The 14567-nt window shown below is 70.7% G+C and carries 11 protein-coding genes; 6 read left to right on the forward strand and 5 right to left on the reverse strand.

Annotated features, from left to right (window positions below; genetic code table 11):
• Nucleotides 1–104 precede the first annotated feature (104 nt).
• From N865_RS00660 to N865_RS00685, 6 genes are all read left to right on the forward strand, one after another.
• Nucleotides 105–1208 (forward strand): PP2C family protein-serine/threonine phosphatase, encoded by a 1104-nt coding sequence (locus N865_RS00660; RefSeq protein ID WP_245603615.1) that lies wholly within the window; start codon nucleotides 105–107, stop codon nucleotides 1206–1208.
• Entirely contained in the window at nucleotides 1201–2496 is a 1296-nt protein-coding gene (locus tag N865_RS00665; protein WP_034800389.1) for a VWA domain-containing protein, read from the forward strand. Before N865_RS00660 ends, N865_RS00665 begins: the two co-directional genes overlap by 8 nt.
• On the forward strand, nucleotides 2493–3377 hold the full coding sequence (locus N865_RS00670) for an FHA domain-containing protein (protein WP_034800392.1): 885 nt from the start codon (nucleotides 2493–2495) through the stop codon (nucleotides 3375–3377). Before N865_RS00665 ends, N865_RS00670 begins: the two co-directional genes overlap by 4 nt.
• Before the next feature lie 154 nt (nucleotides 3378–3531).
• The gene (locus N865_RS00675; RefSeq protein WP_084327815.1) at nucleotides 3532–4098 is read left to right on the forward strand and encodes an AAA family ATPase; all 567 of its coding nucleotides are present in this window, start codon (nucleotides 3532–3534) and stop codon (nucleotides 4096–4098) included.
• A 1-nt stretch (nucleotide 4099) separates the two neighbouring features.
• A complete protein-coding gene (gene soxR, locus N865_RS00680) occupies nucleotides 4100–4534 on the forward strand; it encodes a redox-sensitive transcriptional activator SoxR (RefSeq protein WP_034800394.1) in 435 nt (144 codons plus the stop codon).
• Between the two features lie 215 nt (nucleotides 4535–4749).
• Nucleotides 4750–7491, forward strand: a complete 2742-nt coding sequence (locus tag N865_RS00685; RefSeq protein ID WP_034800397.1) for a hypothetical protein — start codon at nucleotides 4750–4752, stop codon at nucleotides 7489–7491.
• An 80-nt stretch (nucleotides 7492–7571) separates the two neighbouring features.
• Here N865_RS00685 and N865_RS00690 read toward each other — a convergent pair whose 3' ends face one another.
• The 5 genes from N865_RS00690 to N865_RS00710 form a co-directional block, all read right to left on the reverse strand.
• The gene (locus tag N865_RS00690; protein WP_034800400.1) at nucleotides 7572–9701 is read right to left on the reverse strand and encodes an ABC transporter ATP-binding protein; all 2130 of its coding nucleotides are present in this window, start codon (nucleotides 9699–9701) and stop codon (nucleotides 7572–7574) included.
• The gene (locus N865_RS00695) at nucleotides 9701–11434 is read right to left on the reverse strand and encodes an ABC transporter ATP-binding protein (protein ID WP_034800403.1); all 1734 of its coding nucleotides are present in this window, start codon (nucleotides 11432–11434) and stop codon (nucleotides 9701–9703) included. The genes N865_RS00690 and N865_RS00695 overlap by 1 nt, the downstream gene beginning before the upstream one ends.
• A 59-nt stretch (nucleotides 11435–11493) precedes the next feature.
• A complete protein-coding gene (locus N865_RS00700) occupies nucleotides 11494–12255 on the reverse strand; it encodes a TetR/AcrR family transcriptional regulator (RefSeq protein ID WP_084327816.1) in 762 nt (253 codons plus the stop codon).
• Between the two features lie 383 nt (nucleotides 12256–12638).
• Entirely contained in the window at nucleotides 12639–14168 is a 1530-nt protein-coding gene (locus N865_RS00705; protein WP_034800405.1) for a DUF7059 domain-containing protein, read from the reverse strand.
• Nucleotides 14165–14554: an STAS domain-containing protein gene (locus N865_RS00710; protein ID WP_034800407.1), complete on the reverse strand. Its 390-nt coding sequence runs from the start codon at nucleotides 14552–14554 to the stop codon at nucleotides 14165–14167. The genes N865_RS00705 and N865_RS00710 overlap by 4 nt, the downstream gene beginning before the upstream one ends.
• Nucleotides 14555–14567 lie beyond the last annotated feature (13 nt).

Below are 14567 nucleotides of genomic sequence, written 5' to 3' on the forward strand. Positions count from 1 at the left end.
GCCCGCACCCCCGCACCGGGGGGCTGCCGCCGTCCGCGTGGGCGTCACCCGCCGACGTGGAGGCGGACACGCCTCCCGCTGCAGGCGCCGGGTCCGATGACGCGGTGCTCTCCCCGGCGACCCCCCAGACGGCCCCCGTCGGCGAGGAGTCCCCCCTCGACGTCGGCTGGACCGGTGCGGTGCCCTCCGAGCGAACCGAGCCGATGCCCGACGACCTCACGTGCACGGCCTGCGGGCAGGGCCGGATCGTCGACGGCTACTGCGACCACTGCGGGACGCCCCCGCCCGACCCCCGCAACCACTTCTCGGACGCGCCGGCCGCGTGGGTGGGCGGCGTCTGCGACATCGGCAAGCGGCATACGCGCAACGAGGACGCCATGGCCCTCAGCGCCACGGCGGCGCCCGGCTCCCGAGCGGTGCTCGTCGTCTGCGACGGCGTCTCGATGGCGACCGACTCGCACATCGCCTCGCTCGCGGCGGCCACGGCGGCGCGCGGTGTCCTCGACCAGCCCTTCCCCAAGGGGGTGGGGACCCCCGACGCGTGGGCGGCCGGCGCAGGTCGCGCGCTCACGACGGCGGTCAAGGAGGCCAACGCGGCCGTGGCCGCGACGGTCCGCGACGACGTGCCCAACCCGCCTTCGTGCACCTTCGCGGCAGCCGTCGTCGAGGACGGCGTCATCGTCGCCGGCAACGTCGGCGACAGCCGCGTCTACTGGCTGCCCGACGCCGCCCACGACGCGGCGCGGCAGCTCGGCCGGGACGACTCGTACGCGCAGGAGCAGATGAGCGCCGGGGTGTCGCGGGTCGACGCCGAGAACGGCAAGCTCGCGCACTCGATCACCCGCTGGCTCGGCACGGACGCTCCCGACGACCTCACGCCGCACCTGACGACGGTGCGGACGACGCCGGAGACGCCCGGCTGGCTCATGGTCTGCTCCGACGGCCTGTGGAACTACTGCTCCGAGGCCGAGGCGCTGCGGACCCTGCTCCAGGATGCCGTCGGGCGGGTCGGCGACTCCCCGGTCGCGCTCGCCCAGACGCTCGTCGACTTCGCGAACGATCAGGGTGGACGCGACAACATCACGGTTGCCCTCGCGCGACTCGCTGGGCAAGGATCGAAGACATCAGGTGCATCACGAGCATCGGGTGAAACGAGTGGCTCGGCCGCGACGGCCGGGCCGGAGGAAGGGGATCCGGTCCATGGCTGACTTCACCGCAGAGGTGTTCCAGAACGAGTTCCTGCCCGACGGTGGGACGGATGTCCACGCCATCGTCCGGGTGACCTCGTCCGGTGCTTCGGCAGGCGCGGCCGCGACCGCGGCCGGTGCCGGAGGACCTGAGTCCTCCGCCGAGGTCATCCTCATCGACACCTCCGGCTCGATGGGACGCCGAGGTGTCGCCGCGGCCGGGGTCGCCGCCAAGGCCGCTCTCAACGAGATCGTCGACGGGACGCTCTTCGCCGTCGTCGCCGGCAACGGCACCGCGCAGATCGTCTACCCGTACAGCCACCAGGGTGCCCTCGTGCCGATGTCCTCGCACACTCGCGGCGAGGCGATCCGGGCGGTCGAGCAGCTGCGGGCCAACGGCGGCACAGCGATGGGCACGTGGCTGACGCTCGCCCGGCGGATCTTCGAGACGGTGCCGCACGTGACGAAGCGGCACGCGATCCTGCTCACCGACGGCGTCAACGAGGGTGAGACCCCGGCGTCGCTCCAGGCCGCGGTCCAGAGCTGCATCGGCGTCTTCCAGTGCGACTGCCGCGGCGTCGGCGACCAGTGGCGCGTCGAGGAGGTCCGCGGGATCGCCTCGGCCCTGCTCGGCACGGTCGACCTCATCCCGGCACCCGAGGAGATGGCGGCCGAGTTCGAGTCGATGATGCGGGCCTCGATGGCGCGCGGCGTCGCCAACGTCGAGCTCCGCGTCTGGGTGCCGCAGGGCGCCGAGCTTCTCTTCGTGAAGCAGGTCTCCCCCACCCTCGAGGACCTGACGGGTCGCCGCACCCCGGTCAACCCCTTGACCGGCGCCTACCCCACGGGGGCATGGTCGGACGAGAGCCGCGACTACCACGTGGCGGTCCGCCTTCCGGCCCGCACCCTCGGGCAGGAGCAGCTCGCCGCCCGCGTCCAGATCTCGCTCGGTTCCGACCCGGTCGCCCAGGCGCTCGTCAAGGCGAAGTGGAGCAACGACGACTCCCTGACGACGCGCATCGACCCCGCCGTTGCGGCCTACACCGGCCAGGCCGAGCTCGCCCAGGTCATCCAGGAGGGCCTCGCCGCCAAGGCCGCCGGGCAGGACGAGGTCGCCACCTCCAAGCTCGGGCGGGCCGTCCACCTCGCAGCCGTGACCGGCAACGAGGAGATGACGACCCGACTGCGCAAGGTCGTCGAGATCGACGATGCCGACACGGGGACGGTGCGCCTCAAGAAGGGCGCCTCCAAGATCGACGAGATGTCCCTCGACACGGCCTCGACGAAGACGAGCCGGGTGCGCCGATGAGTGCGGTCTGCCCCAACGGCCACACGTCCGAGGCCGAGGACTACTGCGACACGTGCGGCTCGCCCATCGACCTCGCCGCCCAACCTGCCCCCCAACCTGCGGCCCGACCTGCTGCCCAACCTGCGGCGCAACCTGCTGCTGCGCCTGGGCCGACCCCGCCCTCCGCCTCCGGCTCGTCGCTCGACCTCGGGCCGGCCGGTCCTTCGGTGGCCGCCGGATCGGCAGGGGCACCTGGGGCCGCCGCAGCCGCGCCCGCGGTTCTCGAGTGCCCCAACTGCCACACCGAAAACGCCGAGGGCGCCCTGTTCTGCGAGGCCTGCGGCTACGACTTCACGACCGGCGCGATGCCCCGCGACCCCAACGCCCCTGCCGCTGGGGCTCGGGCCGGCGCTGCGACGGGTGCCGCAACCGGCGCTGCGGCGGGCCCCGCATCCGGCGCTCCAGCCGGCCCACCCGCCGCCACGGACTTCGAGTGGCTCGCCGAGGTCTGGATCGACCCCGACTGGTACCAGACCCAGGAGCCGGAAGACCCCTGTCCCTCGCCCGGCCTGCCGACCATCGTGCCGCTGCGCCACACCTCCGTCCTCCTCGGGCGTGTGTCGGTCAGCCGCAACACCCATCCAGAGATCGACCTCTCGTCCGACCCCGGCGTGAGCCGACGGCACGCGCAGCTGACGACGGACGGGACGCGGTGGTTCGTCGAGGACCTCGGCAGCTCCAACGGCACCTTCGTCGGCCCCGCCGCCGGCCCCCTGCCGGCTCAGCCGATCGTCGTCGGCCCCAAGACCGAGCTCGAGGTCGACGACCGGCTCTATGTCGGGGCGTGGACACGCATCGTCGTCCGCAAGGCGACGACCGACGAGGTCGAGGCCTACGCCTGACACCTCCGGCCACGCCGTCCCGGCCCCACCCGGGCGAGCGAGTCACTACCCTCCCGGCCCAACGGCATACGCCGGCAAAGGTGAACGCAACTTCAAGTTGAAAGGTGGGCAGCAGCACTCCCCGTGAAGGCCGTCCGGCCCCTAAGGTGGCCGTGTGACCGAAGGGCTGCCCCTCCCCGCGGCCGTCGACATCCCGCAGATCATCGTCGTGACCGGTGTCATGGCGGCCGGGAAGTCGACGGTCTCGCAGCTGCTCGCGGAGCGTTTCACGCGGGCCGTGCACCTGCGCGGCGACGAGTTCCGGCGCGTCGTCGTGCGCGGACGTGCGGACATGTCGCCACACGGTGACCCTGAGGCCGAGCGGCAGCTCGCGCTGCGTCACACGATCGCGGCCCACTCGGCCAACCTGTACGCCGCCGCCGGCTTCACCGTCGTGGTGCAGGACCTCTTCGTCGGGACGAGCCTGCAGCCCTTCCTCGACCAGCTGACGGCCCGGCCGCTCAGCCTGATCATGCTCGCGCCGGATGTCGCCGTCGTCATGCAGCGCGAGTCCGAGCGGGTCAAGGTCGGCTACGGCGACATCTGGTCGATCCGCGACTTCGACCACAAGGTCCGGAGCGAGACGCCGCGCATCGGGCTCTGGCTCGACAGCTCCAAGCAGACCCCCGACGAGACCGTCGACGAGCTGGTCCGGCGGCTGCCCGAGGCGAGGATCGCCTGACGTGACCGCGTCGCTCACCATCGGAGACGTCGCCCATCGCACCGGCACCGCCACGTCGGCGCTGCGCTACTGGGAGGACCTCGGGCTCATCCACTCCGAGCGGACCGTCGGCAACCAGCGCCGTTACGAGCGCGCGACGATCCGGCGCGTCTCCTTCATCCGGGCGGCCCAACGCGTCGGGCTCACGCTCGACGAGATCGCCGGCGCCCTCGCGACGCTCCCCGAGCGGCGCACCCCGACCGCCCGGGACTGGGCACGCCTCTCGAAGGCGTGGCGCGGCCGGCTCGACGAGCAGATCCGCCGCATCGAGCGGCTGCGCGACCAGCTCGACTCCTGCATTGGCTGCGGCTGCCTCAGCCTGACGACGTGCGCCCTCAACAACCCCCAGGACGTGCTCGCCGAGCGCGGCCCCGGTCCGGTCCTGCTCGAGCCCTGACGGGCCATTCCGTATGCCGCCGGGCCGACCGACGCTGCGATGCGCCGTCCCGCGTGGCGGGCACCACGCAATCGGCGCATTTCGGGTGTGACGGATGCTTCCCAGGACGATCATGGGGTTACGTCCTGCGTGTTCGTCCGCTGCGGGGATGGGGGAATCCGATGGTCCATGGCTCACGTCTTCGGCGAGAGCTGCAGGTCTCTCGCGTCAGCTGGGTGGCCCAGGCTGCGTTGGCTGCTCTGCTCCTGCTGCTCACGGCCGGCGGCACCGCCCAAGCGGCCAGTCCTAACCCCGAGTGCGCGGTGGCTGCCCTGCTGATCCAGCAGGGCAAGCCACAGCAGGCGGAGGGCAAGATCAGAGCGGCCTCGCTGATCGGAGAGTGCGCCGCCGAGCTGGCCTCTGCCCGCGACCAGACGACGCTCGCGGCGAACCTCGCCGAGAAGGCCCGAGCGGAGCTGGCGGTCAAGCGCTGGGCTGACGCATCAACATGGGCAGCCTCGGCTCTGACCCTTGACGCGAACAACGAGCTCGCCAAGACAGTTGCTGCGTCCGCGAAACGGGCGGCCACCGCCGAGGCAGCACAGCAGGCCGACCTCGCGGCACAAGGCAAGTCCCAGCTGCAGAAGCTTCTCGACCAGTGGAACACGTTCTACGAGGAGCAGCTCTCGCCGCTCGCCTCATTGTTCCTGCCGTTCCTCGCGATCCTGGCGGCCCTTCTGGTCGCCGCACGACTTCTCGTGCTCCTGGTGCCAGCGTGGCAAGAGGCCGACGACCGATCCGAGCAGGTGTGGCGCCACTGGATCGTCATCGCCGGAGCCGCGAGCCTGGTGATTGGAGCCGCCTTGGTATCCGTGGGAGCCTCCGACGTAGTCACCGCGCCGCTGTCGTCGGGAACGGCGCTCGTCCTGCTTGCGCTCGTCGTTGCCGCTGGGGTCGGTGCCTACCTGCTCGGCGAGCTTGCCTATCGACGAGGAGAAGGGGCGTCGGGCCGAAGCGAGCAGGACGAGCGGTCTTGGCCCACGCCCATCTCACTCACCGCTGCCGGCATCGGCCTCTTCGCTGTGGGCGCCGTGGCCTTGTTGGCGCGGCTCTCAGGAGGCGACACATTCCCTCCCTGGATGGACGCGTGGGGAGTCATCATCCTCGGGGTTGTCGTCGCGGCGCTGGGGGTGGTGCTGACCGCGTGGTGGCTGGCCACCCGGATCCGTCTCGAGGTCAAGTTCAATGCTTCCAGCGGCACCGAGCGGGCGACGCGTGCCGGTGCGGTGGTCGCCTACCTCAACGAGCTCGGCGGCGAGAAGCCGAAAGGACTCGAGGTCCCCGGAGGCAGCGACGTCACCGCCCTCGACGGTGCCTTCGCGACCATGCCGGAGAACGCCGCACTCAGGGTCCTGAAGTCGTTCATCACGGCGCTCGCCGGATTCACGCCTTGGGTGGCGACGATCCAGGACCAAGATGGCTCACTCGCGATCCTGGTCCGTCGCAATGGGCGCTCGGAGGACTCCGCGGTGATCGACCCGGTCAGGCTGCTTCCGCAGGGTATCTGGACCGAGTCTTCCGGGCAGCAGACCGGTGCCGTTGACGACGGCAAGGCAGAGACCGACAAGACCGCGGCTGACCAGGCGCAGGCGGCTCTTCAGTTCGCCGCGGCCCACATCCTCACGACCATGGCCGAACACCATCCGAGCATCCGGATCGGTCTCGCCGGTGCCAGCAGCTGGCGGAGCATCGGCCTGCAGTACATCGCCGCATCCGGAGCGGTTCCCGAAGAGCGCAAGCAGGAGGTCCTCGCCCTCGCCGTGGACGAGGACCCAGGCAACCTGGCCGCATTGTTGGCCTTCCGGCATGCTCTGGATCGCCGGTCTCAGGACTACGACACGCTCGTTGCGTACCGTGACTGGCTGAGGACGTTCGAGCGCAGGCTGGGCCCGATCGACAACGATGCGAAGGCCGCGTTGCGGCTGCGGGTGCGGTACACGCGAGCCAGCATCGCCCTCAATGCGGTCTACGCGTCACCGTCCGCGAAGCTCGACGTGACATCGGGTGCACTGCCACGGCCGCTCTGCCTCGACATGGCCCTGGCGAAGAATGCGCTCAGGCTGATGGACCACGCCTCGGCCGCCGGCAGCAGCTCCCCAGAGCTCAGGCACTTCTGTGCCCAGTTCTCCGCCGACGTCGAGGGGGCTCGATACCTCACCGGGCTCAGCGACGTGAGTCCTGAGCCGGGCGGCCCGTATGGCATGTACAACCTCGCGTGCGGCTTCGCCTCCCGCAACGACATACCGTGGCCGGGAGCACAGCGGCGTTCCTTCGCGGACGACGATGCCAAGGCGGTTTCGCTCCTCCGAAGTGCGGGCACTCTCAGCACGCTCAAGACCTGGATGCCGAACGATCCTCAGCTCGCACGGTTCCGCGAACGGACGGCATACCAGAACGAGTTCCTCGCCGATCCGCGCACCGACTTCTTCGAGCTGTCGCCGGTCAAGCCGTACGCGAGCGACCTCAAGGCGTCCGGGTTCGGACAGGTGTCGCTCATCAGCCGAGCCCAGCCTTCCGAGCTGGCCTTGGGCACAGCCACCGCAAGTCCGACGGTCCGCCGCCAGATCGTGGAGCTTGCATCGCTTCACACGAGCCTGACCGACTACCGCGTCGTGGACCTCGAAGAGCTGGCCTTGGAGATGATCCAGCTGCTCAGCGGCCAGGCAGCCGGGGACGCTGGTGCCGACCCGACCGAGGCGCCTCTGAGCGGGTGGGAGGTCGAGATAGTCGACCAGCTTCTTCAGCGAGGGATCGCGACCACATTCGCGGTGGGTGCCCTGGGCCCTCAGCTGGCACCGCTGGCCACGGAAATGGCCGAGAGGATCCTCACGACATGCAAGCCCGGCGAGGGACAGACGGCAGAAACCGCGGCGAACGTGCTGGCTGCGCACGTCGCCGCGTGGTCGCTCACCGTCTGAGGTGGGCCGAGGGACCGGAACGAACCCCGGTCCTGGTGGCGAATGCACCAGGACCGGGGTTCGGTCCGGCCGGTCGACCCTTACCGGGTCTGGCCGTCGTCCGGAAGAGCCGCGTCGGGGGCCGGGGCGCTCGGCGTCCCCGCCGGAGCTGCGCCACCGCCACCGCCGGGTGCACCCGCGCCCGCCATCGCCGGTATGCCGCTCGGCGGGCCTGCGAGCCCGGCCGCGTCGTCGAGGTCGGCCGCAGCACCCGCGAACTGAGCGGCATACAGCGTCGCGTAGGCGCCCTGGGCCGCGAGCAGCTCGGCGTGCGTGCCCTGCTCGACGATGCGGCCGTTCTCCATGACGAGGATGAGGTCGGCGTCGCGGATCGTCGAGAGGCGGTGCGCGATGACGAAGCTCGTCCGGTCGGAGCGCAGCGCTGCCATGGCGTGCTGCACGAGCAGCTCGGTGCGGGTATCGACCGAGCTCGTCGCCTCGTCGAGGATGAGCAGGGCCGGGTCGGACAGGAAGGCCCTCGCGATCGTGAGCAGCTGCTTCTCGCCGGCGGAGATGTTCGACGCCTCGTCGTCCAGGACGGTGTCGTAGCCGTCGGGCAACGAGTGGACGAAGCGGTCGACGTAGGTCGCCCTCGCGGCCTCGATGACCTCCTCGTCCGTCGCGCCGGGGCGACCGTAGGCGATGTTGTCGCGGATCGTGCCCCCGAAGAGCCACGTGTCCTGCAGCACCATGCCGATATGCGACCGCAGGCCGTGCCGTGACAGGTCGCGGATGTCCACGCCGTCCAGGGTGATCCGACCGGCGTCGAGCTCGTAGAACCGCATGATGAGGTTGACGAGCGTCGTCTTGCCGGCACCGGTCGGCCCGACGATCGCGACGGTCTGACCCGGCCGCACCGTGAGGTTGAGGTCCTCGATGAGCGGCTGGTCCGGGACGTACGAGAACGACACGTGCTCGAAGGCGACCTTGCCGTGCGGGTCGTCGATGACCACGGCGGAGGTGGTCTCGGCCTCCTGCTCGTCGGCGTCGAGGACCTCGAAGACACGCTCGGCCGAGGCGACGCCCGACTGGAGCACGTTGGCCATCGACGCGACCTGCGTCAGCGGCTGCGTGAACTGGCGGGAGTACTGAATGAACGCCTGCACGTCACCGAGGCTCATCGAGCCGGACGCGACGCGGAGACCACCGACGACGGCAATGACGACGTAGTTGAGGTTCCCGATGAACATCATCGTCGGCATGATGATGCCGCTGATGAACTGCGCCCCGAACGACGCCCCGAAGAGCTCGTCGTTCTTCACCCGGAAGTTCGCCTCGGTCTCCTTCTGGCGGCCGTAGACCTTGACGAGGCCGTGCCCGGTGAAGGTCTCCTCGATGATGCCGTTGAGCTCACCGGTGTTGCGCCACTGCTGGATGAACAGCTTCTGCGAGCGCTTCGCGATGGCGCTCGTCACCACGATCGAGACCGGGATCGTCACGAGCGCGATGAGGGCGAGCGTCCAGGAGATCCAGAACATCATCACCATCACGGCGACGACGGTGAGCAGGGCGTTGAGCAGCTGCGAGAGCGTCTGCTGGAGCGACATGCCCACGTTGTCGATGTCGTTGGTGACGCGGCTCAGGATCTCGCCACGGGGCTGCTTGTCGAAGTACGGCAGCGGGAGGCGGTTGAGCTTGGCCTCGACCTCCTCGCGCAGGGCGTACATCGTCTTCTGGAGGACTCCCTGGAGGATCCAGCCCTGCATCCACATGAGCAACGACGCGACGACGAAGAGCGCCACGACGAGGAGGAGCACGCTGCGCAGCGCCTCGAAGTCGATGCCCTGCCCAGGGATGAAGTCGATGTTCGACAACAGGTCGGCCTGAGTGCTCTTGCCCTGGGCGCGGAGGGCCGCGATCGCCTGCTCCTTCGTGACCCCGGCAGGGATCTTCGAGCCGATGAAGCCGGCGAAGATGATGTCGGTCGCCCGGCCGAGGATCTTCGGCCCGACCGAGGTGAGGATGACGCTCACGACGGACAGGGCCACGACGAGGATCACGCGCGCGCGGTGCGGCCGGAGGCGCCCGAGCAGTCGCTTGGCCGACGGGCCGAAGTTGAGCGACTTCTCCCCGGGCTGGCCGATCTGCATGTGCGGCGGACCGCCTCGACGCACCGGGCCCCGCCGCGCCTCGGCCGCCTTCTCCTCCGCGGTCTTGACTCCCTCGGCCATCAGGCCGCCTCCTCCGCACTGCGCTGGGACTCGACGATCTCCCGGTAGGTCTCACAGGAGTCGAGGAGCTGGTCATGGGTGCCCTGGCCGACGATGTGGCCGTCGTCGAGCACGATGATGTGGTCGGCGTCGACGATCGTCGACACGCGTTGGGCCACGACGAGCACCGTGCTGTTGGCCGTCACCGGTCGCAGCGCCCGCCGGAGCCGGGCGTCCGTCGACAGGTCGAGGGCCGAGAAGGAGTCGTCGAAGAGGTAGATGGCCGGGCGCTTGACGATCGCACGGGCGATGGCGAGCCGCTGGCGCTGGCCGCCGGAGACGTTCGTGCCGCCCTGCGCGATGTGGCCGTCGAGCCCGCCGTCCATCTCACGGACGAAGTCCTCGGCCTGGGCGATCCGCAGAGCGTCCCAGAGCTCCTCGTCCGTGGCGTCGGGGTTTCCGTAGCGCAGGTTCGTCGCCACCGTTCCGGTGAAGAGGTACGGCTTCTGCGGCACGAGGCCGATCGTCCCCCACAGCTCGTCGAGCTCGAGGTCGCGCACGTCGACCCCGCCGACGCGGACCTTGCCGCTCGAGACGTCGAAGAGCCGTGGGATGAGCCCGAGGAGCGTCGTCTTGCCCGAACCGGTCGAGCCGATGATCGCCGTCATCCGGCCCGGGCGGGCCTGGAACGTGACGTCCTGGAGGACCGACCGCTCGGCACCGGGGTAGTGGAAGTCGACGTCGATGAACTCGACGCCCGCTCCGTGGTCGTGGAGCGGGATGGGCTGGACCGACTCGACGACGGTCGACGAGGTGTCGAGGACCTCCTCGATACGTCCGGCGGACACTGCGGCACGCGGGATCATCGTGGCCATGAAGGTCGCCATCATGACGCCCATGAGGATCTGGAGCAGGTAGGCGAGGAACGCGGTGAGCGAGCCCACCTCCATCTCGCCCGAGTCGATCCGGAAGGCGCCGAACCACAGCACGGCGACCGACGACAGGTTGAAGATGACCATGACGATCGGGAAGACGAGGGCCATGAGACGCCCGACCCGCAGGCCGGCGTCGGTCAGGTCGGCGTTGGCCCCGGCGAAGCGCCTCTCCTCGAGGTCCTCGCGGACGAAGGCCCGCACGACCCGGATCCCGGTGATCTGCTCGCGCAGGACCCGGTTGACGTTGTCGAGCGACTTCTGCATCCGTCCGAACTGCGGGACCATCCGCCAGATGACGAGGCCGACGCACAGGCCGAGGAGCGGCACGGCGACCGCGACGAGCCAGGCGAGGCCGACGTCCTCGCGCAGGGCCATGAAGACGCCGCCGACCATCATGATCGGGGTGGAGACGAGCATCGCGAAGCCCATGAAGGTGACCATCTGGACCTGGGTCACGTCGTTGGTGTTGCGGGAGATGAGCGTCGGCGCCCCGAACCGCGTCACCTCCTGGGCGGAGAAGTCGACGACGTTCTGGAAGATGTTGGCGCGAAGGTCACGGCCCATGCCCATCGCGACGCGCGCGGCGAAGTAGGTGGCTCCGACGGCGGCCGCGATCTGGATGATGCTGACACCGAGCATGAGCGCGCCGTGCCTCAGGATGAAGCCCGTGTCACCGACGGCGACGCCCTCGTCGATGATCTGGCCGTTCAGGGTCGGCAGGTAGAGCGAGGCGATCGTGGCGACGAGCTGAAGCAGGACGATCACCACGATCTCGCCTTGGTACGGCCGCAGATGGCTGCGGAGCAGGCGGATGAGCATCGGTGGCCTTTCGACAGATATCGGACGAGCTGACGGTAGGGACTCACGTGGGGTGAGGGTCAAACGGTTTGTTCGACGCGGTCGGGTTCGAGGCGGTCGGGTTCGAGGCGGTCGGGTTCGAGGCGGTCGGGTTCGAGGCGGTCGGGTTCGAGGCGGTCGGGCCGTCGGCTCGGCTCCGTGCCCGTCTCCCGGCGCCGGCGTACCCCGTCGAGGATCGTGTCGACGATCTCCTCGGCGGTGAGCAGGCGCCCGTCGGTGATGCCGGGGTGGCTGGCCGAGAAGGTGAGCAGCCGCAGCCGCTGGAAGAGGTCGCCGACGGGGATCGTGATCTCGTCGGTGTCGGGCACGAGAAGGCGCCGCAGCGGCTCGACCGCCTGTTCGTGGACGGGCACACACGCGACGGACGGCGGGTCCGAGCGCCGATGCCGACCGGAGGCGATGCACTCGGTGTGGTCGCCGTCAGCCGGCGGCTGGGTCAGCCCCAGTGCACCCATGAGGACGAACAGGCTCGTGAAGCGCTGCTGGAGGATGCGGGTGTAGTCGACGAGCCGGTCGCGCAGGGGCTGGTCGGGGTCGATCTTCATGAACTCGATCCGGACCGGCGCGGGGCAGAACGCCGCCCGCACGGCATCGCTCGCGAGGGCCTCCTTCGTCGGGTATGCGCGGTAGATCGTGCCCTCGGCCACGCCGGCCGCGCGGGCGATCTCGCTCGTCGTTGGCACCCGGCCGTGCTTGCGCGCGAGCTCGAGGTAGACGGCTGCGAGCGCGTCACGTCGGTCGTCGGGAGTCATGGGCGCCGCGCGCCCGGACCGTGCTGCCACGCCTACCAGCATGAATGAGTGAGGGCTCACTCACAACCGTGCACGTCAGATGCCGTATGCCGCTGGGTCCCTCGGCGCGACGCTCACTCGCGCTGCCGCGGGCCCTCCCCGGCCCCGGCCCTCCCGGACCGACCCGGCCCTCCCCCGACCCTCCCGCGACCCCGGCCCTCCCGCGACCCCGGCCCTCCCCCGGCCCCGGCCCCGGCCCCGGCCCTCCCGGACCGACTCCAACATCCCGGCTGAACGCGGTGTTCGGTGTCGAACTCAGCGGTGTACCGCTGAGTTCGACACCGAACGCCGCGTTCGATCGGCAGGGAGAGCGGCAGGGACAGCGGCAGGGACAGCGGCAGGGAGCCGCAGGGAGAGCGGAAGGGAGAGGGTGCTCAGACGAGGAGGCCGTCGGCGACGAGCTCGCGCACGGCCGGCACGACCTCGGCCCGAACCGCGTCCGCGTCGACGTCGAGCACGGTGGCGATGGCGTCGAGCGCCGCGCCCGCCGTCAGCTCGCCGTCGGCGACGCCGAGGTAGGCGGCGAGCACCGTACCGGCGCGGACCACCCGGCCGAGGCCCCCGCCCTGACGGATGACGATCACGCTCGGGTCCCCGGCTCCGGGTGGGCCGTGACGCTCCTCGGTCACGTCGGGCGCGCACGACCAGGCGATGTCGAGCAGGTCGTCGTCGGAGTGCTCCGCGAGCCACGTGCGCGCGCGGAGGCCGGCATCGATCGTCGGTCCCATGGCGGGCGCCACTGGTCCGGACCACTCGACGAGGTCGTGCCAGGGCGCACGGTCGGTGAGCGGCCGCTGGAGGGTCACGACCCCGAACCCGACCGACTCGACACCGCGGGCGGCGAAGTCACGCAGCCAGGCGGCATACATCCGGTCGTGGGCCGGGCTGCCGGGGACGGTGCCCCCGTCGCGCGACCACAGCTCGGCATACTCGGCGGGGTCCTGCTGCTCACGCTGGATGACCCACGCGTCGAGGGCGACGCCGTCCTCGGCCGGATCGCCCAGCCAGTCCGCCCAGACATCCCGCCAGGTTCGACCGGCGGGGATCTCCCAGTTGCCGAGGAACTGGGCGATCCCACCCAGCTCGAGGACGCTTCCGACCTCGCGGACGAGCGACCGGACGACCGCGTCTCCGGCCCGGCCCCCGTCCCGGTACTCGTAGAGCGGCAGGTCGTCGGTCCGGGGCGTGATGACGAAGGGCGGGTTGCTGACGACGAGCCCGAACCGCTCGCCTGCCACGGGGGTGAGCATGTCGCCGAGGCGCAGGTCGAGGTCGATGCCGGCGAGCGCGGCGTTGAGGGCGGCATACGCGAGCGCCCGTCGCGAGATGTCGGTGGCGACGATCGTCCGGGAGTGGCCCGCCAGGTGGAGCGCTTGAACGCCGCAGCCGGTGCCGAGGTCGAGCGCCCGGTCGACGGGCCGCCGGACCGTCCACGACGCGAGCGTCGTCGAGGCGCCACCGATGCCGAGGACGTGGTCGGGACGCAGGGGCGCCCGGGTCGCGATCTCGGAGAGGTCGGAGGCGACCCACCAGTCGTGCGCGTCGTCGGCATATGGGCGCAGGTCGCACGTCGCGCGGAGCGAGCCCGAGGGATCACCGGCGGCGGGGGCCGGGGCGATCAGGCCGAGGGCGCGCGCCCCCTCGAGGCCCAGCGTCGGCAGGGCAGCCGCCACCGAGGCCGACGGGACCGGCTCGCCGAGCGTCAGGAGTCGGACCAATGTCGCGCACGCGTCGGCGGCGCCGTCGGTCACGAGCCGGGCCGGCAGGGACTGCTCGCGGTGGAGGGCCGCCGAGGCGACCGGCCCGAGGCGCTCGGCCACGCCGTCGACCGTGAAGCGGGCCGCCTCGAGGTCGTCGCGGAGGCGGGCGAGCAGGACCGGGTCGACGACGGGCGCGTCGGTCACGGCCTGCGGTCGCCCGGCGTGACCGTGGGCGGCCGCGAGGCCTCGGCCTCGGCAGCGGCGAGGGCGGACTCGACGTCGGGGTGGATCTCGAAGACCTTGTCCAGGCCGGTGATCGAGAAGACCTTGAGGACACGCTCCTCGGTCCCGACGAGGCGAAGCGCACCCCCGCGAGTGCGGGCGAGCTTGAGGCGGCCGACCAGGACACCGAGCCCGGTCGAGTCGAGGAAGGTGACGTTGGTCAGGTCGACGACGAGGTCGGTCCGGCCTGCCTGGATCTGTTCGTCGAGCTTCTCGCGCACCAGCGGTGCGGTGTAGACGTCGATCTCGCCGCCGAGGTGGACCACGGTCCTATCGCCGTGGTCGACTCGCGTGATCGAGAGATCCACCGGTTCCCCTTCC

This window comes from Intrasporangium oryzae NRRL B-24470 (genome assembly GCF_000576595.1).
GTDB classification, from domain to species: domain Bacteria; phylum Actinomycetota; class Actinomycetes; order Actinomycetales; family Dermatophilaceae; genus Intrasporangium_C; species Intrasporangium_C oryzae.